We start from the raw sequence: 25,351 nt of genomic DNA on the forward strand, positions 1-25,351 counted from the left end.
AGCCATCTTCCACCAGTTTCTTCATTACGAAGGGTTTGAACAGTTCGATCGCCATTTCTTTGGGCAGACCGCACTGATAGATTTTCAGTTCAGGACCTACTACGATTACAGAACGGCCGGAGTAGTCAACACGTTTACCCAGCAGGTTCTGACGGAAACGACCCTGTTTCCCTTTCAGCATATCGGACAGGGATTTCAGCGCACGGTTACCGGGGCCTGTTACGGGACGGCCGCGACGACCGTTGTCGATCAGGGCGTCAACCGCTTCCTGCAGCATTCTCTTTTCGTTTCTTACGATAATATCGGGAGCGCCCAGATCCAGCAGTCTTTTCAGACGGTTGTTTCTGTTGATTACTCTTCTGTACAGGTCATTCAGGTCACTTGTCGCGAAACGGCCACCGTCCAGCTGTACCATAGGACGGATATCGGGAGGGATAACAGGGATCGCATCCAGGATCATCCATTCAGGCTTGTTGCCGGAAAGACGGAAGCTTTCGATTACTTCCAGTTTCTTGATGATACGAACACGTTTCTGGCCTGTTGTATCCTGCAGCTGTGCTTTCAGTTCTACGGATTCTTTTTCCAGGTCGATATCCTGCAGCAGTTTCTTGATGGCTTCTGCGCCCATAGCTGCTTCGAAAGCATTGCCATATTTATCATAAGCTTCTCTGTATTCTCTTTCTGTCAGCAGCTGTTTGTACTGCAGTTCTGTATCGCCTGCGTCCAGTACGATATAGGAAGCGAAGTACAGAACCTTTTCCAGAGCTCTGGGGCTCATGGAAAGGATCAGACCCATTCTGGAAGGAATACCCTTGAAATACCAGATATGGGAAACGGGAGCAGCCAGTTCAATATGGCCCATTCTCTCACGTCTTACTTTTGCTTTTGTTACTTCAACGCCGCAGCGGTCGCAGACAACGCCTTTGTAACGGATTCTTTTATATTTACCACAATGACATTCCCAGTCTTTTGTGGGCCCGAAAATTCTTTCGCAGAACAGACCGTCCTTTTCAGGTTTCAGTGTTCTATAGTTGATGGTTTCAGGTTTTTTAACTTCACCTCTGGACCATTCATGGATTTTTTCGGGAGATGCCAAACCAATCTTGATGGAATCAAATACGATTCCCTGATCTGTATTCTGTGTGCTCATGGGTTTGTTCTCCTTTCTTATACTTCATCCTCATAGTCGTAATCATCTGCGTCGCCAGCATAATCTTCGGAAAGCAGATCGCTGTTGTCAGCTTCTACGCCTTCTTCGTCGTCAAAGAGGAAATCTCTCATCAGTTCTTCTTCTGCTGTCATTGTACGAGGACGACGGTAGTCATCATCTTCGTAACCGTCGATGTTTACATTCAGATCATCCACATCTTCGATACATTCCTTGATTTCCACTTCTGTCTGGTCTTCGCGCAGCACGCGGATATCCAGAGCCAGGGACTGCAGTTCTTTCAGCAGAACCTTGAAGGATTCAGGAACACCGGGTTCGGGGATGTTTTCGCCTTTAACGATGGCTTCGTAAGTTTTTACACGACCAACGATATCGTCGGATTTCACTGTCAGGATTTCCTGCAGTGTGTAAGCTGCGCCGTATGCTTCCAGCGCCCAAACTTCCATTTCACCGAAACGCTGACCGCCGAACTGTGCTTTACCACCCAGAGGCTGCTGTGTAACCAGAGAGTAAGGACCTGTGGAACGAGCGTGGATCTTTTCGTCTACCAGGTGGTGCAGCTTCAGGTAGTGCATGAAGCCGATGGTTACGCGGTTATCGAAGAATTCACCTGTACGGCCGTCTCTCAGGGAAACCTTACCGTCTCTGCCCAGAGCAACGCCCTTCCATTCTTCTCTATGGTCTCTGTTTGCATACAGTTCATCATAAATGTCGCCATTCAGCAGGGGTTTCCATTTTTCGGAGAATTCTTCCCAGCTTGTGTTGACATAGTCGTTTGCCATTTCCAGTGTATCCATGATGTCGATTTCGTTTGCACCATCGAATACAGGTGTGCTGATCTTCCAGCCCAGTGCTTTTGCAGCCAGGGACAGGTGCGTTTCCAGGACCTGACCGATATTCATACGGGAAGGGATACCCAGAGGGTTCAGCACGATATCCAGAGGACGACCGTTAGGCAGGAAAGGCATGTCTTCTACGGGCAGTACACGGGAAACTACACCCTTGTTACCGTGACGACCGGCCATCTTGTCACCAACGGAGATCTTACGTTTCTGCGCGATGTAAACACGTACCAGCTGGTTTACGCCGGGGCCTACGTCGTCGCCATTTTCTCTTGTGAATACTTTTACATCAACGATGATACCTGTTTCACCGTGAGGTACACGCAGGGAAGTATCTCTTACTTCTCTTGCTTTTTCGCCGAAGATCGCACGCAGCAGTCTTTCTTCTGCTGTCAGTTCTGTTTCACCCTTAGGTGTTACCTTACCAACCAGGATATCGTTGGGGCGAACTTCCGCACCAATGCGGATGATACCTCTTTCGTCCAGGTCTTTCAGTGCATCTTCACCAACGTTGGGAATATCTCTGGTGATTTCTTCAGGTCCCAGTTTTGTATCTCTGGCATCTGCTTCAAATTCACTGATATGAACGGATGTGTAAACGTCTTCCTGCACCAGTTTTTCGCTCAGCAGAACGGCGTCTTCGTAGTTGTAGCCTTCCCATGTCATGAAGCCGATCAGGGGGTTTTTACCCAGCGCCAGTTCGCCTTTGCATGTAGAAGCACCGTCAGCAATGATATCACCGGCTTCTACTCTCTGACCCAGGTCAACGATAGGTTTCTGGTTCAGACATGTGCTCTGGTTGGATCTCTGATATTTGATCAGTTTATATACATCTCTCTGAGAGTTGTCGTTTCTTACAACGATTTCATCAGCGGAAACTCTTTCTACGATACCACTGTTTTTCGCGATGGCGCAGATACCGGAGTCTTTCGCTGTTTTATATTCCATACCTGTACCAACAACAGGAGAATCTGTTACCAGCAGAGGTACCGCCTGACGCTGCATGTTGGAACCCATCAGCGCACGGTTCGCGTCGTCGTTTTCCAGGAAGGGGATCAGCGCTGTTGCAACGGATACCATCTGCTTGGGGGATACGTCCATCAGCTGGATCTGTTTTCTGTCAACTTCAATGATTTCTTCTTTATAACGACCGGATACTTTCTTATGAACAAAGTGGCCTTCTTCATCCAGGGGTTCGTTGGCCTGCGCTACGTTGTAGATTTCTTCTTCATCTGCTGTTACGTAGATGAATTCATCTGTTACGCGGGGTTCGTCGCCGCTCTGGTCTACTTTTCTATAGGGAGCTTCGATGAAGCCGTATTCGTTGATTCTTGCGAATGTAGCCAGTGTATTGATCAGACCGATGTTAGGACCTTCTGGTGTTTCGATAGGACACATTCTGCCGTAGTGAGAATGGTGAACGTCTCGCACTTCGAAGCCGGCTCTTTCTCTGGACAGACCGCCGGGGCCCAGTGCGGACAGTCTTCTCTTGTGTGTCAGTTCGGACAGAGGGTTGTTCTGGTCCATGAACTGAGACAGCTGAGAGCTGCCGAAGAATTCTTTGATCGCAGCTGTTACAGGACGCACGTTGATCAGCGCCTGAGGTGTTACCACTGCCAGATCCTGTGTTGTCATTCTTTCTCTTACAACTCTTTCCATTCTGGACAGACCAATTCTGAACTGGTTCTGCAGCAGTTCGCCAACGGAACGGATACGTCTGTTGCCCAGGTGGTCGATATCGTCTACGTTGCCGTAGCCGTAATCCAGATGGATCACATAGTTGATGGAAGCGAAGATATCTTCCAGTGTGATGTGTTTAGGCAGCAGTTCGTGGATGTTTTCCTTGATGGCTGCTTTCAGTTCGTCTGCTGTTGCGTTTTCTTCCAGCAGTTTTACCAGCATAGGATAGTAAACTCTTTCCTTGATGCCCAGTTCTGCTGCTGTCAGACCAAATTCTTCAATATAAGAATCGATGGCAACAGCCTGGTTGCTCAGGATCTTCACTTTCTTATCTTCTACTGTGATATACAGATGGCTCACGCCTGTATCCTGGATCTGATCACACAGATCGATTGTCAGTACAGTGCCTGCTTCAGCCACTACTTCGCCTGTCATAGGGTCAACCACGTTTTCAGCCAGCACTGCATCGCGGATTCTGTTTCTCAGAGCCAGTTTCTTATTGAATTTGTAACGGCCTACTTTTGCCAGGTCGTATCTCTTAGGATCGAAGAACATACCATTCAGCAGGGAAGCAGAACTTTCTACTGTAGGGGGTTCGCCGGGACGCAGTTTCTTGTAGATCTCGATCAGACCTTCTTCATAGGATTTTGCTGCGTCTTTTTCCAGAGTTGCCAGGATCTTGGGTTCTTCGCCAAACAGTTCGATGATCTCAGCATCTGTGCCAACGCCCATTGCTCTGATCAGAACGGAAACGGGAACCTTTCTTGTTCTGTCAACTCTTACATAAAATACGTCGTTGGAATCTGTTTCGTATTCCAGCCAAGCACCTCTGTTGGGAATGACTGTGGAGGAAAGCAGCTTCTTGCCGACTTTATCGAAATCAGATGCATAATAGATACCGGGGGAACGAACCAGCTGAGAAACGATAACACGTTCAGCACCATTGATGATGAATGTACCTGTTTCTGTCATCAGAGGGAAATCGCCCATGAAGATTTCCTGTTCTTTCAGTTCATCCAGTTCTCTATTGTAAAGTCTTGCCTTCACCTTCAGGGATGCGGCATAAGTCGCGTCTCTTTCCTTGCATTCTTCAATAGAGTATTTGGGTTCGGAATCCAAAGAAAAATCAATAAATTCCAGTATCAGGTTGCCGCTGAAGTCAGTAATGGGGGAAATGTCCTCAAATACTTCTTTCAGACCTTCGTCTAAAAACCACTGATAGCTGTTCTTCTGCACTTCAATCAGGTTGGGCATTTCCAGAACTTCGTTGATCTTGGAATAACTGATTCTGGTTGTGTCGCCAAACTGGAGCGCACGAATTCTGTTTTTTTCCATCTTGTCACCTCTCGTAATCTAAACTGCACCGACAAAACTTGCCGCTGTTATAGCGGAAAAGGAAACGGGATACCCGTTGCGGAAAACCGCAGTTCCTTTTATTTCTTTACCATTGTTGTAAAAAGCGATTGCGTTGTATCTGCATAGCTTTTTTACACAAAAATTTAGAATTCTACAAACAAATCTAGACCTTTGAATACGCTTCCTTTGATCAGAAGCCATGACAAAAGCCTGCTCATTCATAAAATTCTATTCTTGAAAGCCTCGAACCTCGCATCAAAAAACGCCAGGTTCTTATATACCTTGAACAAAAACCACATCATTTTTAACCGTTTACAGGGCATTTTGCCTGTAAAAAGTGCCAATTTCAAAATTTTCTGTTGAAATTTGGTTTTCCCTGTGCTATACTCAGTTGCAACATGGGTTGATGTGCGTGTTCGTCATTTGTGGAGATATTTTACCATAGCGAGCAGGCTCTGTCAAGCCTTTTTTTGTGCCCATTTCCCGAAATTCAGGGCTTTTCACCCCCTGCCCGGAACCCCTTTCCCGGCATCCCTTTTTTCTTTCTCATCTGGCTGTATTTCATTAGATTCTCTGCCTTTTCTGTCATGTTTGACACTTGATTTTCTGTCGAAATTTCAATTTAAACAAAAACCGATTTGTATTTTCTCAAAATTTCATTAGATATTTTTTATTTGCCTATCTCAAAAAATCGAAACTTTGTGAAATATTTTTGTACTTTTTTTCGTACAATCCCACTTTTCTTTACTTCCGCTCCTTTTCCTGTTAAACTGATTGGTATGATTTTTAGAAAAGAGGCGACTCATTTGAAACAAAACTACCAGTTGGTGCTGGAAAAGACCATTCAGGAACTGCAAAAGGAAGGCAAACGCCCTTCTCTGCTGTTGCATAGCTGCTGCGGCCCCTGCTCTTCCTATGTGATGGAATATCTGGCACAGCATTTTGATATCACGATTTTTTACTACAACCCCAATATCACCCCCGAAGCGGAATTTCGTTTTCGCGCAGAGGAACAGGAACGTCTCATCGGTGAGATGGGTCTGGGCGTAAAATACCTTTTGGGAAAATATGACCCCGAGCTTTTCTTCGCACTGGCAAAGGGCCACGAATCTGACCCAGAAGGCGGCGAACGTTGCTTCAAGTGTTACCGCCTGCGTCTGGAAGAGGCGGCAAAAGCTGCGAAGGATGGCGGATTCGATTATTTCACCACCACCCTTTCCATCAGCCCTCACAAAAATGCACAGGTACTGAATGAATTGGGCAAAGAAATTTCTGACGAATACGGCGTATCCTATCTTTTCTCCGATTTTAAAAAGAAAAACGGCTATCGTCGTTCCTGCGAGCTTTCCGTGGAATATAACCTCTACCGCCAGGACTACTGCGGCTGCCCCTATTCCAAAGCAGAAGCAGAAACCAGAAAGGAGGTTCGCCAATGACACAAAAAAATAAAGGGGTCTGCTGTATCCTGCTTTCCTCTTTCTCCTTTGCATTGATGAATATGTTCGTACGCCTGTCGGGTGACCTGCCCTCCATCCAGAAGAGCTTCTTCCGCAATTTTGTAGCAATGCTTTTTGCTCTGATGATTTTGCTGAAGGAACGCCCTGAAATCAAGCTGGATAAGGATTCCAAGAAATTCCTGTTCCTTCGTTCTTTCTGTGGCACCATCGGCATCCTCTGCAATTTCTATGCTGTAGATCATCTGGTGCTGGCGGACGCTTCCATGCTGAATAAGATGTCCCCCTTCTTTGCCATCCTGTTCGGCATCCTGATATTGAAAGAAAAGATCAACCTGTTTCAGGGACTTTGCGTGGTAACTGCTTTCACAGGCACCCTCTTTGTTATCAAACCCAGCCCTTCCAATCTGGCGTGCTTCCCAGCCCTGATCGGTTTGTTGGGAGGTCTGATGGCAGGTATGGCATATACCTATGTGCGGGCATTGGGTACCCGCGGGGTAAAAGGGCCTTTCATCGTATTCTTTTTCTCTGCCTTCTCCTGCGTATGCACTCTGCCTTATCTGATTTTCTGCTTCCATCCCATGACGATGGCGCAGTTGGGCACCCTGCTTCTGGCAGGTCTGGCGGCAGCCGGCGGTCAGTTCACCATCACAGCAGCCTATACCTACGCCCCCGCCCGTGAAATTTCTGTTTACGATTACAGCCAGATCATTTTCTCGGCCATCCTCGGCTTCTTCGTTTTCGGACAGGTTTCCGATGCTTTCAGCTGGCTGGGCTATATCATCATCACTTCCACTGCGGTAGCCATGTTCATCCGCAATAACCGCCATCCTGCCTGATTGGAGATATTTATGTTATTAGAAAGAACCTTTGAAACATTAAAAAGGATAGGAAACGAGCGGTTGCAGCTTCCTATCTTCTACGAAAGCCCCGTTTCCCTGCGCTTCGAAACCGGCGATCCAGCTTTGGAAATCTTTCTGGATGAGAAGCACCTGAACCCACGCTATCTGAAAAGCGCGCAATGGCGCGCCTCCTTCTTATATGAAAAAACGGCGCCTTTTGATACGCTGTTATGGGTGCTGTATCGTACACCCGATCTGGAAACGGACGTAGATGATATCATTGAAAAATTTTGTCGACTGACCCGCCTACCTTCCCCCGCGGAAGTATATCAGCAGGAAGTGACCACAGCAAACGAAGAGCCCATGACCCGCATCCTGCTTTTCTGGGATATGGAACAAACGCCGCCAAAGGTAGCACCTCTGCTGGAAGCCATTATGTCCTGCGATTTCAAGGGGCTTGGCTTTCGAGAATTATCTTCCGCCATATTTTTCTTCGATACCAACCGCCATCTTCTGCTCCATCCTTATGACGACCGCGGCGTCGATGTAGTCGGCGAAACCACGGAGGATATCCGTTTTCTTTACGAAGACTGCCGCAACTGGCTTCTTGATTACGATATCGAACGGATGCGAAATATATTTGAACAATCAAAAAAGCCCTGAATTCAGGGCTTTTTTCTTATTGTAATCCATCCTGACATTTCCGCACTACTTCCCCCATTTCTTCTTTCGAAAGGGTCAGCAGAAAATGTCCTGCATCATAATAATTTAATTTATCAATATTGATCAGAAAATCTTCGAATCGCACTGTCACCTATTCCCCTTCAGCGATACCAAGCGCAGCGTACCATTCCTACACCTGCAGTCCATGATGTGCCACAGGCACACTCATTTTATCGCCACCCTCTTTGCATTATAGCATAAAAAAAGCCTTCTTTCGAGGGCTCTCATTTTCCATACAAAAGGAAAAGGGACGGATTTCTCCGTCCCTTTTGAGTTTGCTTAATCTAAACGTTTTGCGTAATCAAACGTATTGTGAGCAATTAAGGTATTTAATTATACCAGACCCTGAGCCATCATAGCTGCAGCTACTTTCTTGAAGCCAGCGATGTTAGCACCAGCTACCAGGTTGTAGCCCAGGCCTGCGCCTTCAGCTGCTTCTACAGAGATCTTGTGGATGTTTTTCATGATGCCTTTCAGTTTTTCATCAACTTCAGCACCATCCCAGCTGTATCTCATGGAGTTCTGAGCCATTTCCAGAGCGGAAACTGCTACACCACCAGCGTTAACTGCTTTAGAAGGAGCAACGATCATGCCGGGTTCAGCCATAGCGCGAGCCAGACCTGCGTTTGTTGTAGGCATGTTAGCTACTTCGATGTAGTATTTTGTGCCGTTAGCAATGATCTGTTCGATTTCGGGAACATCCAGTTCGTTCTGGTATGCAGCGGGCATGCAGATGTCTACTTTCTGGCCCCAAGGTTTCTGTTTAGGGAAGAATTCAACGCCAAATTTGTCAGCATAGTCCTGAGCACGGTTTCTACCGGAGTTTCTCATTTCCAGCATGTAGTTGAATTTTTCTTCTGTTGTGATACCATCGGGATCGTAGATGTAGCCGTCGGGACCGGACAGTGTAACAACTTTACCGCCCATCTGAGCTACTTTCATAGCGATACCCCAAGCTACGTTACCGAAACCGGACATAGCTACTGTTTTGCCTTCGAATGTATCGCCACAGTGTGTCAGTACTTCGTTAGCATAGTATGTAGCGCCGTAACCTGTTGCTTCGGGTCTGAACAGGGAGCCGCCGTATTCCAGACCTTTGCCTGTCAGTACGCCGTTTTCCCAGCAGCCTTTGATTCTCTTGTACTGGCCATACAGGAAGCCGATTTCTCTGCCGCCTACGCCGATGTCACCAGCGGGAACGTCAACGTCGGGACCGATGTGTCTGTACAGTTCTGTCATGAATGCCTGGCAGAATCTCATGATTTCCATATCGGATTTGCCGTTGGGGTTGAAGTCGGAACCACCTTTACCGCCGCCGATAGGCAGACCTGTCAGGGAGTTTTTGAAGATCTGTTCAAAGCCCAGGAATTTAACTACGCCAGAGTATACGTTGGAAGCGAAACGCAGACCACCTTTGTAGGGACCGATAGCGGAGCTGAACTGTACTCTGAAACCTCTGTTTACCTGTACTTTGCCAGCGTCGTCAACCCATGTTACTCTGAAGGAAACCTGTCTTTCGGGTTCAACCAGTCTTTCCAGCAGACCCATTTTTTCATATTCGGGGTGCAGTTCTACTTCTTTTTCGATGGAAGCGAATACTTCTTCTACTGTCTGGATGAATTCGGGTTCATGTGCGTCACGTGTTTTAACCTGTTCGATTACGCGTTCAATATAAGCGTTCATAACTCTATGACCTCCTATTGTGTATAGATTAACAATAATTTTTTCCCACACGGTTAAAATGCGGGGTTTGCCCCATGCGGTCAGGGCAAAAATGAAGAGAAAACTTTGCGGATGCGCTTCTGTTTTTTAGGAACATAGCTCACCCACTCGCTTCTTTCCGACAATATTATAACACATATTTTGAACTTGTGTAGTATTTTTTTCAAGTTTTGGGATAATTTTTACACAAATTTTCCCTTCAAAAATTATGCAAAAAAACGTTTCTAAATTTTTTCCGTCATTTGTTCTGAAAAGGATCTGTTTCCACGGAATTTTCTCAACATTTCGCACAGATGGCATCAAAAAACCCGCATTTTTTCCCGTACAAGGACACCTTATACCCCCTGTCTTCCCCTTAAGAAATTGTTATTTGTGTGTCACTCTTAAAATTTATTTCAGTGACAAGTATTTTGAACAGAAAAGAAAAGCGCCCCATTTGGGACGCAATTTTCCTTATTTCTTTTTGAATAATCCGCCAATATCAAAGCCGCGTTTTTCCTGGTGTTCCTCTTCGCCGCCTTCGGAAATGAATTCGATATAACGACCTGTGCCGATGGCTACGCAGCTGACTGCATCCTCCGCCACCATGGCGTGGATGCCCGTTCTGCTCTGGATCAGTTTATCCAAACCATAAAGCAGGCTGCCGCCGCCGGTCATAACGATACCTCGTTCAAAAATATCCGCCGCCAGTTCAGGGGGTGTGCGTTCCAAAACGCCATGCACCGCTTCCGCAATGGCTTCCACAGATTCCTGCAGTGCTTCCAGCATTTCATCGGATGTTACAGTAAAGTTTTTAGGCAGCCCCGTGATCAGATTTCTGCCACGTACATCCAGTGTAACGGGAATGGTACGTTCAAAAGCCGTACCGATCTTGATCTTCAGTTCCTCTGCCGTTCTTTCACCGATCAAAACGTTGTGTTTCTTTCTCATGTAACGGATGATAGCATCATCGAAATTATCCCCCGCAATTTTCAGGGAATGGCTGACTACTGTACCTCCCAGGGAAATGACCGCAATATCTGTCGTACCGCCGCCGATATCCACCACCATACTGCCGCAGGCACGGGAAATATCGATACCGGAACCGATAGCTGCCGCAATGGGTTCTTCGATGATATGCACACGTCTTGCCCCAGCCTGACGGGTCGCGTCTTCCACGGCTCTTTTTTCCACTTCTGTAACGCTGCTTGGTACGCAAACAGCAATGGTAGGCTTCATAAAAGAGCGCTTGCCCATGGCCTTTTCAATGAAATACTGCAGCATTTTTTCTGTCACTTCATAATTGGAGATAACGCCCTCGCGCAAAGGGCGGATGGCAACGATATTGCCGGGAGTTCTGCCCAGCATACGTCTTGCTTCTTCGCCCACAGCCAGAATGGTATTGCTGTCCTTATCGATGGCAACAACGGAAGGTTCGCGGATCACGATACCCTGCCCTTTGATATATACCAGAACAGTGGCAGTCCCCAGGTCGATGCCGATATTTTCGCCGAAACTCATAAAATTAAACATACCGCCGCTCCTTTGTTCCTCAAACTTTTTCCTGTGTCTTTTTTCAGTATACTGGAATCTTTTGCCCTTGAAAAGCCGTTTATCAAAAAATTTAAGAAATTTCTTCTTATTTATTCTTCCTATTTAATAAAAAGAACTATTTAAACAGGAATGAATCTTTTTTATCTGATTTCTCTCTGCAGTGTTTCGATGCCCTTTTGCAGTTGGATGTCTTCTCCCGCAGGAATCTCTGTCAAAGCTGTGCTCAGATATTTTTCCGGCAGCTGCACCACTTCATCCGGCTCAATGCCCACACCATGGATAGATGTGCCATTGGGGGTGTAATATTTCTGGATGGTGATATTCAAACCAGAACCATCAGGCAATGTAAACAACCGCTGCACCAGTCCCTTGCCAAAGGTCTGCGTACCGACCAGCGTGCCTCTGCCTGTATCCTTCACCGCACCGGCAAAAATTTCCGATGCGCTGGCACTGTTTTCATTCACCAGCACCACCAACGGAATGTCCAGATACTCGCCGTCGCATTTCAGGTCATTGCGGTTCTCATTTTTATCTAAAGTATAGACCATAGTGCCTTCCGGCAGCAATTCTTCCCCGATCTCATATACAGATTTCACCAGACCGCCGGGGTTATCCCGCAGATCCAGGATCAGCCCTTTCATGCCTGCTTTCTGCAAGGCATCCAGTGCTTCTTTGAACTGGGTATAGGTGTTTTCTTTAAAACCCGTAAGGGAAATATAACCGATAGTTCCGTCTATCATACGGCTGGATACGCTTTCCAGAACCACTGTGGTTCGCTCCATGGTAAATTCCAAGGTCTCTCCTGTGCTTCTACGCAGCACCTGAATCGTCACTTCCGTGCCATGCTCCCCGCGGATCTTTGCCGCCACATCAGAAATAACCTTTCCCCGCATATCCTCACCATCCACACCAATGATGACATCGCCGGCCATCATGCCCGCCGTCTCCGCAGGCTGTCCCGCCATCACGCTGCTGATGATGACTTCCCCCTCCTGGGTGCTGTAAACTTCAATACCGACACCATCAAAATTACCATTGGAATTTTCCATATACTGATCCAGGCTGTCCTCCGTCAGGTAATATGTATATCTGTCCCCAACGCCGGCCATCATGCCCGCATAGAGCATCTCCTCCACTTGCCCCTCATCCAGTTCATCCACATAATATTTATCCAGATAGCTTTGGATGATATCCGCTTTGACCTCCCGGCTCATGCTGATCTGAAAGGGCAGTACATGCCAGGGGATGATGCGGCAGATAGGCTTCCATGCAACGCTCACCAGAAGCACCAGCATCAGTGCCGCCCCAAAGCCTTTCCAAAAATCCTTTCGTTTCACGTTCATCGCCTCATTTTTCTCAGACTTTCTTTATCCTATGTTTTTTCAAAAGGAATTATCCTATTAGAAAAGAGGAAGTAGTTTCTTCCAAAACACTTCCCCTTTTGTTTCGTTTTTATTCTGTTTCTTATACACGCAAATGCTTACGGATAGAAGTAACGCTGCCGATTACCCCCAGCGCTACACCAAATACGATGCCGAAGGGGAACAGGAAACCAAATACATCACCAGTCAGCTTAAACTGAATGAATTTGATCACGGGCAGATATTCAAAGATAGCACTTGTCACCTTTGCATAAATCGGGAACCCGAGGATCAGAGGCACCAGAGCGCCAACCACACCAATGATGATACCTTCCACGATAAAGGGCCAGCGAATGAACCAGTCTGTGGCACCCACGTATTTCATGATGTTGATCTCGATACGTCTGTTCATAACAGAAATACGGATGGTATTCATAATGATCATAACGGAGATCGCTCCCAGCAGCAGCATAACGATGACGCTGGCTGCACTGAAGATACGGCTTGCCTTCATCAGCAGTTCTGTTTCCGTCTGACCATGGCGCACGTTATCGATACCGTCTACATTTTCCAGAGCAGTCAGAACGCCGTTCTGGTTTTCGATCTTATCCAGAGAAATCTGGAAAGAATGGGACAGTGGATTGTTTTCCTCATCCAGCCCTACAAAAATATCTTCCTCAGCACCCCAGTCCACCTTCAGCTCATCCAAAGCATCCGTAGGAGAGATATACTGCACGTTTTCCACGTGGTCGATCTTGCTGATCTCGTTTTTCATATTTTCGATCTGTTCCCCTGTCAGTTCCCCCTTCAGGAAAACAGAGATACCGATGGAATCCTCCATCTGATCAAGCATATACTGGAGGTTGCTCCCTACGCAGTAGGAAAAAGATAAAATAGAGATACAGGCAGCAACGGCAACCATGGAAGCCATGGTCATCAGCATGTTCTTTTTCAGACCGCTCAAGCCCTCTCTCAAAAAGTATTTGATTGTACTAGGCTTCATCGCTATAACCACCTTTTTCAATATCTCTTACAATATGACCCTTATTCAGTGTAACAACACGCTTCTGCATGGCGTCTACGATATCTCTCGCATGGGTTGCCATAACGATGGTCGTACCACGTTTGTTGATATCATCCAAGAGCTGCATGATACCATCGGCTGTTTCAGGGTCCAGGTTACCTGTAGGTTCGTCACAGATCAGGATAGGGGGGTTATTTACGATGGCTCTTGCCAGGGCAGTTCTCTGCTGTTCCCCGCCGGAAAGCTGGTTGGGATAGCTTCTGCCCTTTTTCCCCAGACCTACCAGAGAAAGCACCGCGGGTACGTTTCTGCGGATAATTCTGCCGGGGGCCTCGATGACACGCATGGCGAAGGCCACGTTTTCATATACTGTCTTATTGGGCAGCAGGCGGAAATCCTGGAACACTACGCCCAGATTGCGGCGCAGATATGGAATCTGCTTTCTGTTCAGGTCATTTGTTTTCACTCTGTTGATGATGATATCCCCTTCGGTAGGGTCCAGCTCCTTCAGCAGGAGCTTCATCAGTGTGGATTTACCGGAACCGCTGGAACCAACGATGAATACGAATTCACCTTTGTTGATGTGCAGGTTGATATTTTCCACGCCTGTAGAACCATTGGGATATACTTTTGTTACGTTATTCATATGGATCATAACGTATCTCCCTCTTTCTGAAAATTTTACTATTTTTATAAAAATCCGATGGATTTCTTCTTTTTTCGTCTTTACACAGTAGTATATTATATCATAACGAAACAGCGGGAACAAGGGGCATAATTCTCACAAATAAGCAGATTTTGTTAAAAAAACCTTAATTTTCTATTTTTTCATAAAAAAAGGGCGAGAAAACACTCGCCCTCATTGTTTTTATGCAATTATAAGCGGAAGGGTTCGGGAAACAAAGCGTTTCCTGAACGAAACCCACAGGAGGAATTCACTTCCTTCGAGGAGAACAGATCTGTTCATACTTCTGTCTATCCCGTCAAAATCCTGATTTTGACCAACGGAGAGCGAAGCTACCCGTTAATACGCCATTCTGTCCATGTAAATCATGTACTTGCTTACCATCAGCGTGATCTTGAAGATGATCGCATCGTCAAAGTTTCTCAGATCCAGCCCTGTCATCTTCTGCAGCTTATCCAGTCTGTAAACCAGTGTATTTCTGTGGATATACAGCTGACGGCTGGTTTCGGATACGTTCAGGTTGTTTTCGAAGAATTTATTCACTGTTGCCAGTGTTTCATCGTCGAAGTCATCCATTGTCAGGCCGTGCAGCACTTCTTTAATGAACATACGGCACAGAGGCAGAGGCAGCTGATAGATCAGACGACCGATACCCAGTTTTTCGTAGTTCACGATATATTTGTCTGTTTCGAAGATCTTGCCAACTTCCAGAGCCATTTTGGCTTCCTTATAGGAACGGGAAACGTCCTTCAGATCGCTTACGATGGTGCCGCTGGAAATATAAACATGGCTGTTTGTTTCCGCGTTCAGTGTTTCTTCGATGGTTCTTGCAATGCGGTCGATCTCTTCCGCTGTTTCCTTGTCACGCAGTTCTTTTACCAGAATGATGCTGTGTTCATCCACTGCAGTTACGAAATCCTTTGTTTTTGCAGGGAAAATGCTGCGCACGATCTCTACCACGTTCATTTCCTTATCAATATTTGTTTCGATCAGGTAAACGATGCGGTGTACGTTATTTTCGATGTGCAGTTTTTTCGCACGGCTATAGATATCCACCAGCAGCAGGTTATCCAGCAGCAGGTTTTTGATGAAATTGTCTTTATCGTATCTTTCCTTATATGCAACCAGCAGGCTCTGGATCTGGAATGCGGCGATCTTGCCGATCTGATAGCCGGATTCATCCTCGCCCTTTACCTGGATCACATATTCGGGCACGCCGTTATCGTAAATTTTAAAATACTGATAGCCCAGGATCAGCTGGCTTTCCGCAGGGGAACTAATGAAATTTTCAACAGCGTCGATCTGACGACCGATCATATTTTCTTCTGTAGTGGCAATTACCTTGCCTTCCTTTTCCACTACGCTCAATTCTTTGCGTGTAATGCTTTTCAGTCCATCAATGGTACTCTGCAAAATTTGATTTGAAATCATCGTCCTCACCTCAATACTTTTTCTGTTTCCTTCCCAACGAATTCTTGTCTTTTTTTACTGTAAAAATTGCCTAAAAACCTCTTTTTGCGGAAGTATCAAATTCACCTAAGCCCATTTTATAACAAAATGACAAAAAAAGAAAGAGGAAAGTGTAAAAAAACAGTAAAAATCTCTTCCAACTTGATTTTTACATAAAAACAGGGCCCGTTTTTTATGGAAACTGACCCTTGATTTCCTCTGATTGGGACAAAAAAAGTATATTTCCATGCCAAATCAAACGTCATTTTTTACTTTCCCGAGAAGCCCTTACCCAAAACTTCCCGGATATCTGTCAAAAGGAAAAAGGCGTTTCGGTCGATATTCATAATAATGCTTTTGGCCAAGTGGACCTCTTTTTGCGAAAAAACACAAAAGAGCACTTCCCGTCCTTCTCCCGTGTACTTTCCCGTTGCTGAAAACGCCGTCACCCCTCTGCGCAATTCTGACAAAAGGGCCGCTGCGATCTCTTCATTTTTATCGGAAATGATCCATGCTGCCTTGGCATAATTCGTCCCCTCTATCACCCAATCAATAAACTGATCGGTGATATAGACAGCCAAAATCGCGTACAATCCCAGTTCCACGCCGAATAGCCCGATCCCTGCCAGAATGATCGCGGCATCCAGAATAAAAATAAATTTTGAGACGGAAATAGAGCGGAATTTCATATTTAACAGGGTCGCCGCCAGCTCCACACCGCCCGTTGTAGAATCCGCCGAAAGCACTAGCCCCAGCCCAACGCCCAGGGCTGCCCCGCCATAGACCGCTGCCAGGAGAGGATCACTGCTGTATAAGGGAAAGAAGCCCTCTACAAACAGCATCAGAGAAAACAACACTGCCGTCAGGGCGCTGCGCCCCACAAATGCCCTGCCTTTCAGCTTCCAGGCAATCAAAAAAAGAGGGAGGTTCCCCACGATGTTCACGAACCAAAGGGGTATATGCACGCCAAACCGTGCCGATGTCCATTCATCCAGCATAATGCCGATGCCAGTGATGCCGCCGGCGACTAAGTCCGCATGTTCGAAAAACCCCTCTGCGCCAACAGCCATCAAGGCCGTACCGGCGATCAGACAGAACCAGTCCCTCTTTTTTAAATTCATCATATCCTCACGTCCCTTTCAGGACGCTTTTCTTTTACGCCTTGCGTCCCTTTGTTTTCAGGACTGTCAGCGCAAATTTAGGCAGCCGCATCATGCGTCTCCATCTTGTAGGCTGTGTGATAAGGCGGTGGAACCATTCCAGACCAAGCTTCTGGAAGATCTTTGGCGCTCTCTTCACATTGCCCGCCATTACGTCGAAACTGCCGCCAACGCCGATGGCTACCTTTGCCCCAACCAGACGGATATTATCATAGATCCATTTTTCCTGCTTGGGTGCGCCCAATCCTACTAACAGTATGGACGGAGATTTTGTTTTTATGTCCTGGATGATTTTCTTTTCTTCTTTTTCATCGAAGTAACCATTATGGACACCAACGATTTTCAAACCAGGATATTTTTTCATCATTTTTCTTGCCGCTGTGGAAGCCACACCGGGGGCGCCGCCAAAGAAATAGAAGGTTTCCCCTGTCGCCGCCAGTTCAGCCATCAGGTTCTGGGTCAGGTCATAGCCTGCCACACGTTCTGTCAGGCGGGTCTCGCTGTATTTAGATGCCCATACAACGCCGATGCCATCAGGAACGACCATATCCGCTTCCTTCAGAATATTCATCAGCTCTCTGTCCTTCTGGGCTTCCATAACGATCTCGGGATTGGGTGTGCAAATGAAGTGCTGCCCCTCTTCTGTCAGCATTTTTTTCGCCTTGGCTACCGCCTGCTCCATTGTCACTGCATCAAAAGGTACCCCTAATACATGTGTTTTTTTACTCATACCAAACACCCCTTTTATTTCTTTCTGCGTTCCAACAGTTTTACCAGATATTTTTCATTTCTGTGGGCCATCTTTTCCAGTTCTCTTTCCTTCTGTTCCAGCTTCGCCACATAAGTATCCTTGTTATTGATAACATCATCCACCAGCGCCAGTGTTTCCCCTTTGTCAAATTCCTTCAGCTTGCCGCCGCTGGGCATATCCAGTTTTTCCAGATAATATTCGATCTTGGGATCGTAAATGAAGCCGATGAGAGGCACCCGCTGTCTTGCAGCAAAGATCAGTGTATGCAGACGCATGCTCAGGATGAAATCTGCCTGGGAAATGATACCCATTACTTCGTAGGGAGAATAGTTGCCCTTTAAAATATAAGCATCCTGCTTCATTTTCTTGCGTACTTTTTCGCTGACAGTGATATCATGGGGCATCTGCATGCCCAGGAACACGATATTTCTGTTATATTTATCCACGATGGTATCACACATTTCCGCAAAGTTGCCAATGAATTTATCCATATCTTTCCAGTTCCGCACGGAAACCACCACTACGGGCTTATCCATAGGCACACCTTCTTCCCTCAGGATGGCCCGGGCTTCTTCCCCGCTGATACCATCCATAGTAAATACAGGGTCAGCTGTAACAAAGCACTTCTTGGGATTTACACCCATGGAAAGGAGTTCTTCATAGGAATTTTCTTCTCTCAGGGTGATCAGGTCTGCCTTATTGACCACCTGCTTTACCAGTCTGCGGTTGGTCTTGCCGGAAACAGGGCCGATGCCGTTGGCATAGAGCATTACCTTTTTACGCATCATCTTCGCCGTCGCTGTAATGGATAGATAATACATCAGGGAGCGGGTGGAAGTGCTGTCCTGCAGGAGAGAACCGCCGCCGGAAAGAAGCACATCGCATTTTCTGATGGCATGGAACACATCTCGGAAACCAAAACGGTAAACCGCTTCAATGCCGTATTTTTCCTTTGTTTCCTCAGGCTTATTGGACAAAACAGTGATGTGGTAATTATCGCCCATTTCCTGAATATTTTTATGCATAGAAAGCATGATGGCTTCGTCGCCTGTGTTGTTGAAGCCATAGTAGCCGCTCATCACCACATTATACTGGGGCACATGGCTTTCCTTCCATGCCGCATTATAGGCACGAACGCAGTCCCCTGCCATTTTTGTTACGGAATAATATTCAAAGATGACCTGTCTGCCGTAAGCACCCATTTTCTGGCGTTCTTCGTCTGTCAGATCGTTGAAGGCATGTACCACATCTCTGTAGAGCAGTTCTTCACTGGAAAGCTCACAGCCACGACAGCAGAAGTTATTTTCCTGGGCCAGTTCCAGTTTATCCTCTGCAAACAGACCGATATAGCCTTCGTTGCCGGCAACGATAACGGGTTTTTCCGCCGCCATGGCTTCCAGAGCCGCACGGCTTACGCCAACGAATACATCACCCACAGCTACCAGTTCATTGATGTCTGTTCTGCCGCCTGTCATGGTGATACATTCTCTGCCGATGGTTTCATTGGCTTCCTTTGTTTTTTCTACCAATTCATCATATACATCACCGCCGCCGACGATCAGCATACGCAGGCCGGGAATGGCTTTCGCCAGCTTAGGCCCCAGGGCGATCAGCTGTCTTGCCACCAGGGCGCGGCTTTCGTCCATACGGCTGACATACACCAATGTAGGTTCTTCTTCCTTCAGGCCAAATTCTGCACGAATTTTAGACTGGTCTGTGTTGGGAGAGAATTTTTCTGTATCGATGCCGTTGATGGTCACGAAAATATCTTCATAACGCACACGATAGTTTTCCATCAGATAATCACGAATATCATCGCTGACCGCAACCACCTTCTGGCCCCAGTTGGAAATATATTTCAGGCCCATGCCTGTATAAAATACCCAGTGGGCAGATGTTACGAAAGTGAATGTATTCTTCATGGTCGCCTTCAGAAGACCGCAGACGAAGCTGGGGATTCTGGCATGGGAATGGACGATATCCACTTTTTCTTTCTTGATGATCTTTCCCAGCATGAAATAGGATCGAGCCATTTTGAATACGTTTCTCTGGTTCAGGGGCACCTGATAATGTTTGATGCCTGCTTCCGCCAGTTCCTTTTCATAGACGCCCCCGTTGGAAGCAACGATGATGTCATAGCCCTGTTTTTTCAGTTCCTTGGAAAGTTCCACAACGTGGGTCTCCGCCCCGCCGATCTCCAGCCCCATCAGAGCCATCAAAATTTTATACTTCTTCATGTTTTAACCCCCACTTATTCGCTGATGCTTGTGATCTTCATAACGGGTTTCGCATATTTTGTCACCACATTCATTTCAGAATTGGCTTTCATTTCCACAACGCCTTCCACGAAATAGCCCTCTTCCTTTTCAATGACAGGGCCTTCGATGGTCAGTGTGATGCTGTAATAATCAGGGTATTCCACTTCTGTCACACTGCCATTATCGGCGATCACACTTTTCATGTAAGGTTCATGGCTCACACCAGTAATGGTACCGATGCAGATGCCCGTTTTTTCATCGTAAACCTTGTCCCCTTCATGGAGAGCATTGACTGTCGCCATACGTACCTCATCAATGAATGCTGTATAGGCTCTCTGTTCTTCGGAAGCATCCACCCCGGAGGATTCTGTTTTGTTCACCACGCCGAATTTCAGCACCGCAACCGCGGCCAGCACGATCACAACTACGATAATGAGGATATCTACAATATTAGGTTTTCTCTTTGCCATATCACTCACCATCCCTTACTTCCACAACAATGCCCTTGAAAGCATAGCCTTTGCCTTTGACATTCAGTTCCATGCCGACCTTTACCGTTGTGCCTTCCACTGTGATGTCTTTTTCTGTTTCTGTACCATTGCCTTCAATGGTCACGTAAATGTTATCGTAATTTTCCACAGGCACTTTTTCATATTTGCCTGTAGCTCTGTTGAACATGGTTTCTGTGAAAGGTTCCACCGTTACGTCCTTAACCACGCCCAGATACGCAGAAGTGGAGCTGTTGTAAGCATTGCCGCCTACCACAGGGAAATTGCCTGTTTCATCCAGCACTTCCTGCCCCATCACCACATAGGAATAGATTTTTGTTTCCGCCGCTGTATCCGCCCCGTCATTGCCGCCCAGGAACATCTTCGCCCCGACGATGCCGACCACGATGACCAGCAGGATCAATATGATATCCACGATATTGAAAATACCGAATAATTTCTTACTTTTCATTTTCTTGCCTCCAGATAGAGTTTTTCAATTCTTCTTGTCATCTTATCCGCCAGGAAGGTGCTTTCCGCATCCTTCTTCGCCTGTTCGCCAAAGGCTTTGCGTTTTGCATCATCCGCCAGCAGTTCTTCTAAGCAGTTGGCCAAAGCGTCGCTGTCGCCAATGGGAATCAAAAAACCATTTTCGCCGTGTTTGATGACTTCTGCCACGCCGCCGCTGTCAGTGCCCACCGCAGGAATGCCTGCGATCATGCTTTCCAGAATGGACAAACACAATGCTTCCGCCTTAGATGTGATGACTGCGATATCCAGTGCCGCTTCGATTTTTTCTACATCCTTTAAGAAGCCTGTAAAAGTCACATTTTCACTGATGCCCAGTTCTGCAGCCCTTCTTTCCAGTTCCTCTCTTAAACTGCCGTCGCCAATGACATAGAATCGCACATCCTTACGGTTTTCCAGCACTTTTTTCGCACCCTCTAAGAATGTTTCATGGTCTTTGACTTCTTCCAGTCTGGCAACCATGCCAACAGCCTTTTCGCCTTCTTTACCGCCGAAGGAAGCCAGCAGGTCTGCTTTTTCTTCTGCCGAAGGGATAGGGATACGTTCAATGCCATTATAAACCACTGCGATCTGTTCAGGATGGGTACCGCCGTGTACCATACTGCGGCGAACCGCTCTGCTGACCGCAATAATTTTATCGCTGAAAGTGGCATTGACTCCTCTGCGGATGATCTTTTTAGGCAGGGGGCCGGGGGCAGATTCCATGCAGTGCTTCGTATTGAAAATCTGCGGCACCAGAGCCACTCTTGCCGCCATACGGGCTGTCATGCTGGCATGGGTGTGTACGATATCCGGTTTTTCCTGACGGAACACCTTCACCAGTGCTTTCATGGCCTTTTTGTCGAAGGACTTGTCCTCCATCTCTTCCATGGCAATAACAGGAACATCCAGTTCCTCTACCGCAGGAAGGAGCAGGCTGTCATGGGGCAGAACGACCTTTACCTCAAATTTGTCTCTATTATGATATTTCAAATAATACAGCAGCCAGCGCCCCGCGCCGCCGATGTTTCTGTCCGTCAATACATGGAGGACTTTCATTTTTTTCTCCATCATCTTTCCTCCGTTTCTCTTTCGCCCTTCTTTTCACCGACGCGCACTGCTGCCATGCCAATGCCGATAAAGCACCAGAAGAACAGCACGATGCGGTAATCGAACCAAAGGTGGTCTGTGATGCCCTGCAGCAAAAGCCCCGCAAAGCCGCCGAAAACTGCCCCCAAAAGGAACTTGAATCGTTTCGGCACAACTCTCATGGCGCTGTACAGCTTCTGGAAGAAGAAGATAAACAGCAGCACCATCACGATGAAACCAATCACACCCAGTTCGATAAATTCCTGCAGGAACAGGTTATGGGCGTGATATGCATTCGCCGCCTCAAAGGAGAACAGCGGATAGATCTGATTGAAAGCGCCGACGCCGATACCCGTCGCCCAGTAATGACGAATAATATCAAAGGCCGCGCTGTAAATAGACATTCGATAGAGGGACGAAGAGTCGCTCATGGTAACAGAGCTTGCCAGTCTCGCCCAAAGACTTGCCGGCAGGATGAAAGGCATCATCAGAAGCAGGATAATGCCCAGAGGAATGAGTCTCTTTTCGGAAAGCAAAACAAACAGCCCTGCAGAGAACATCAGCCCCAGCATCGCCCCACGGGAACCCGTTGCCACCAGACCAAGGCAAATGACACCAAAGCAAGCCGTATAATACAATCTGCCAAACCAGTTCCGCATCTTCCACATCATGCCTGCCGCCAGAGAGCCTACCAGAATCAGGTATTCGCCCAGAACGTTGGGGTTATTGAATGTAGCATAGGCACGAGTGGTGATATCAAAGCTTTCCGCATCCACCCATGCAGCATCCATTTCTACGCCAACGATATACTGATAAACCGCATACAGCGCGATCAATGCGCCCATGCTCACCAGCACCCAAAGGATAAAATCCAGTTTTTCCTCTGTATCGATGGCATCCTTCGCCACGAAGAACACCGCCATCAGAATCAGGAACAGACAAGTCGCTAAAATGGCTGTAGGGAAAGCATAGCTTGTCACCCCTGCGTAGAGAACACAGGCCGCGAAACAGCCCAGCAGCACGCTTACCATACTTGTTTTCTGCATTTTGATACGTCCCAGAAAAAGCTGTACGAAATACAGGGCAAATGTCCCCAGAACCAATACCGCCAGCAGCATGGTCGGGAAAATAGGGATCGCCGCCACGATGGCCGCCAGGCACAGAATCAGGAAATTCTGATTGAATACACGGAAAATAAAGCTTTCGCCCATGGCAACCGCCAGTCCGTTGCTCTTTCTGCGCACTGCCATGCCGCTCCACTGGGTCAGGTTTCTCCAGAAGCGAGGCAGAACACCATACTGCGTATGCAGATACTTGTCCCAGTTTGCCCGCAGGAAATGCAGGATAGCGCTGTTTTCAAAGGCATTTTTCCAGCTTGCGCAAATCTTCGCATAAATGCTATAGGCAATGCTGTCCATCCAAATCACCATCAGCACGTTCCAGATGCGCTCGACCACACGGAAGCAGAAACTATCTTCAATGACAAAAGAAATCTTTTCAATCATAGAATATGTTCTCCATTTTTTCTTTCTTCTTTGAGAGGAAACCGCGGTGCTTTCCGCAGCAGCTTCGCCGCCTTTTCCCCTTCTCAAGATTTTTTTGATGATATCAAATACAAAATCGCTTTCTTCGATTTTCAGAATTTTCGCAAAAACCATATAGGACACAACGCCCACGCCGCCGCAAAGGCAAAGCAGGATGATCTGCCCGATCAGGCCACCCAGAACAGACGCTGCCGCCATTCTGCAGCCGACCACCAGCACCAGCATCCCCACCGCCGCAAGGAACATTTTGCCGATCTGCCCGATGAGGGACTTGTCCAGAATATCGGGATACTGCTTTACCGCAGGAATCATCAGGACTGCTGCCGCCGCTGTGGAAGAAACCGCCGCTGCCAGCGCCAAACCGCCAATGCCCATAGGTTTCAGCAGCAGCCAGCAAAGCACTGCATTGATGACGATGGAAACCAGACCGGAATAGAAAGGTGTTTTCCCATCCTGATTTGCATAGAAGGCACGACTCAGGATATTCTGCACGCCATAGCCCACCATGCCCAGAGCAAAGAAGAACAATGCCTTGGAAGTCAGTTCTGTTGCCAGCATATCGAAGGCACCGCGTTTATAAATCAAAGTAACGATAGGTTCGGCCAGCGCCATCAGACCCACCGTCATAGGAATCAACAGGAAGATCATGGCTTTCAGCGTCCCTCTTACTGCCAGACCAAATTCCTTTTTATCCTCCGTCATGCGGGAAAATTTCGGGAATACCATGTTTGCAATCGCCAAAACGAATACGCCAACAATGATAGTATACAGGTTATTGGCATATTCCAGCGCAGAAACGCCCAGTTCGCCGTTTGTCACATTCCCGCTGGAAAGCTGGGATGCAAAACGGGTATTTACCATAAAATTGATGGGCTGGATCCATGTGCTGACCATCACAGGCAGCATCAGCTTGCCGATCTTTTTCAGCCCTTCGTCCTTGAAATGAAAATCAGGACGATAGTGATAGCCCTTCTGATGCAGGGAAGGGATCTGGATGATGGCCTGCATCGCCCAACCAATGAGGAAAGCAACCGTCAAACCAAAAATACCGAATTTTTCATTGAAGAAAATATAATATACGATCAATACGCCGTTGGACGCCACACTCAACGCCGCAGGCACATTGAATTCTTCCAGCGACTGCAGGATACCAACAAAAGAGAACGCCACCGCCGTAAACAGCATCGTGGGAAACAGCATGCGCAAAAGTTCCACGCAAAGTTCCGCCGTCGTCACATCATACCCGGGAGCGATCAGCCACGTCAGGGGTTCTGCCAATACCATACCCAACAGCATCATCACAATGGTCACTGTAGAGATCATGGTAATAAAGCGGTTCGCCAGCGCAAAAGCTTCTTCTTTTCCTTTTTTCTGCAGATATTCTACAAAAATGGGGATAAAGCTGGCAGAGATGGCAGATGCGAAAATCACATCAAAAAACGTACGGGGGATACGGCTTGCCAGCAAAAACGCTGCCGCTTCCATCCCTGTGGCATAGTTTGCCGCCAAAAGCTGCTCTCGCACCAGTCCCAATATTTTCCCAAATAGGGTGATTAACATCATAAAGCTGACGGTCTTCACCGCCTGATTGCCTTTTTCCGACATAATAAACTCCTAAAATCTATTTTAAAAATATTTTTCCAAAAAACACAATAAGATGGGCAAGTGTGTCAATTGCACATCTTTACCCATCTTATATAGTACCTTATTCTATT

Annotated in this window: 18 protein-coding genes and 1 pseudogene; 3 read left to right on the plus strand and 16 right to left on the minus strand. The window is 47.0% G+C overall.

The genetic code is table 11. The features are described from left to right. Together IJ369_RS04475 and rpoB are read right to left on the minus strand one after the other, a co-directional pair. Positions 1 to 1,150 (minus strand): annotated as a pseudogene (locus IJ369_RS04475) (DNA-directed RNA polymerase subunit beta'); the annotation flags it as partial. A gap of 17 nt (positions 1,151 to 1,167) precedes the next feature. Beyond that, on the minus strand, positions 1,168 to 5,025 hold the full coding sequence (gene rpoB, locus IJ369_RS04480) for a DNA-directed RNA polymerase subunit beta (protein ID WP_290716479.1): 3,858 nt from the start codon (positions 5,023 to 5,025) through the stop codon (positions 1,168 to 1,170). A gap of 800 nt (positions 5,026 to 5,825) precedes the next feature. Between rpoB and IJ369_RS04485 the strand changes: the two genes are divergently transcribed. Genes IJ369_RS04485 through IJ369_RS04495 form a run of 3 tightly spaced genes read left to right on the plus strand, consistent with a single transcriptional unit; the run spans position 5,826 to position 8,005 of the window. Beyond that, on the plus strand, positions 5,826 to 6,482 hold the full coding sequence (locus IJ369_RS04485; RefSeq protein WP_442859667.1) for an epoxyqueuosine reductase QueH: 657 nt from the start codon (positions 5,826 to 5,828) through the stop codon (positions 6,480 to 6,482). Then, positions 6,479 to 7,339 (plus strand): DMT family transporter, encoded by an 861-nt coding sequence (locus tag IJ369_RS04490; RefSeq protein ID WP_290716484.1) that lies wholly within the window; start codon positions 6,479 to 6,481, stop codon positions 7,337 to 7,339. Before IJ369_RS04485 ends, IJ369_RS04490 begins: the two co-directional genes overlap by 4 nt. Before the next feature lie 12 nt (positions 7,340 to 7,351). Further along, positions 7,352 to 8,005, plus strand: a complete 654-nt coding sequence (locus tag IJ369_RS04495; RefSeq protein ID WP_290716486.1) for a DUF3885 domain-containing protein — start codon at positions 7,352 to 7,354, stop codon at positions 8,003 to 8,005. A gap of 16 nt (positions 8,006 to 8,021) precedes the next feature. On the opposite strand, the gene IJ369_RS04500 is transcribed toward IJ369_RS04495, so the two are convergent. From IJ369_RS04500 to murJ, 14 genes are all read right to left on the minus strand, one after another. Beyond that, positions 8,022 to 8,156 (minus strand): hypothetical protein, encoded by a 135-nt coding sequence (locus IJ369_RS04500; protein WP_290716489.1) that lies wholly within the window; start codon positions 8,154 to 8,156, stop codon positions 8,022 to 8,024. A 242-nt stretch (positions 8,157 to 8,398) separates the two neighbouring features. Then, positions 8,399 to 9,748, minus strand: a complete 1,350-nt coding sequence (gene gdhA / locus IJ369_RS04505; RefSeq protein ID WP_290716492.1) for an NADP-specific glutamate dehydrogenase — start codon at positions 9,746 to 9,748, stop codon at positions 8,399 to 8,401. A gap of 492 nt (positions 9,749 to 10,240) precedes the next feature. Continuing rightward, positions 10,241 to 11,299, minus strand: coding sequence for a rod shape-determining protein MreB (gene mreB / locus IJ369_RS04510; protein ID WP_330612930.1), 1,059 nt, complete (start codon positions 11,297 to 11,299; stop codon positions 10,241 to 10,243). Between the two features lie 161 nt (positions 11,300 to 11,460). Then, positions 11,461 to 12,657 (minus strand): S41 family peptidase, encoded by a 1,197-nt coding sequence (locus IJ369_RS04515; protein WP_290716495.1) that lies wholly within the window; start codon positions 12,655 to 12,657, stop codon positions 11,461 to 11,463. A 127-nt stretch (positions 12,658 to 12,784) separates the two neighbouring features. After that, entirely contained in the window at positions 12,785 to 13,684 is a 900-nt protein-coding gene (gene ftsX / locus IJ369_RS04520) for a permease-like cell division protein FtsX (protein ID WP_290716498.1), read from the minus strand. Then, on the minus strand, positions 13,674 to 14,360 hold the full coding sequence (gene ftsE / locus IJ369_RS04525; protein WP_290716501.1) for a cell division ATP-binding protein FtsE: 687 nt from the start codon (positions 14,358 to 14,360) through the stop codon (positions 13,674 to 13,676). Before ftsE ends, ftsX begins: the two co-directional genes overlap by 11 nt. Before the next feature lie 369 nt (positions 14,361 to 14,729). Continuing rightward, positions 14,730 to 15,821, minus strand: a complete 1,092-nt coding sequence (locus tag IJ369_RS04530; protein WP_290716503.1) for a PucR family transcriptional regulator — start codon at positions 15,819 to 15,821, stop codon at positions 14,730 to 14,732. Positions 15,822 to 16,108: 287 nt separating this feature from the next. Beyond that, positions 16,109 to 16,963, minus strand: coding sequence for a YitT family protein (locus IJ369_RS04535; RefSeq protein ID WP_290716506.1), 855 nt, complete (start codon positions 16,961 to 16,963; stop codon positions 16,109 to 16,111). A gap of 31 nt (positions 16,964 to 16,994) precedes the next feature. Continuing rightward, positions 16,995 to 17,729, minus strand: coding sequence for a WecB/TagA/CpsF family glycosyltransferase (locus tag IJ369_RS04540; RefSeq protein ID WP_290716508.1), 735 nt, complete (start codon positions 17,727 to 17,729; stop codon positions 16,995 to 16,997). Positions 17,730 to 17,743: 14 nt separating this feature from the next. After that, positions 17,744 to 19,987, minus strand: coding sequence for a polysaccharide pyruvyl transferase CsaB (gene csaB / locus IJ369_RS04545; protein ID WP_290716511.1), 2,244 nt, complete (start codon positions 19,985 to 19,987; stop codon positions 17,744 to 17,746). Positions 19,988 to 20,001: 14 nt separating this feature from the next. Further along, a complete protein-coding gene (locus IJ369_RS04550; RefSeq protein ID WP_290716514.1) occupies positions 20,002 to 20,478 on the minus strand; it encodes a DUF4330 family protein in 477 nt (158 codons plus the stop codon). Between the two features lies 1 nt (position 20,479). Next, entirely contained in the window at positions 20,480 to 20,968 is a 489-nt protein-coding gene (locus tag IJ369_RS04555; RefSeq protein WP_290716516.1) for a DUF4330 domain-containing protein, read from the minus strand. Then, positions 20,965 to 22,074: a glycosyltransferase gene (locus IJ369_RS04560; protein ID WP_290716518.1), complete on the minus strand. Its 1,110-nt coding sequence runs from the start codon at positions 22,072 to 22,074 to the stop codon at positions 20,965 to 20,967. Before IJ369_RS04560 ends, IJ369_RS04555 begins: the two co-directional genes overlap by 4 nt. Beyond that, positions 22,074 to 25,241: a murein biosynthesis integral membrane protein MurJ gene (murJ, locus tag IJ369_RS04565; protein WP_290716520.1), complete on the minus strand. Its 3,168-nt coding sequence runs from the start codon at positions 25,239 to 25,241 to the stop codon at positions 22,074 to 22,076. The genes IJ369_RS04560 and murJ overlap by 1 nt, the downstream gene beginning before the upstream one ends. Positions 25,242 to 25,351: the final 110 nt, after the last annotated feature.

Origin of the sequence: Anaerotignum sp. (assembly GCF_017483025.1) — a bacterium.
Classification (GTDB): domain Bacteria; phylum Bacillota; class Clostridia; order Lachnospirales; family Anaerotignaceae; genus Anaerotignum_A.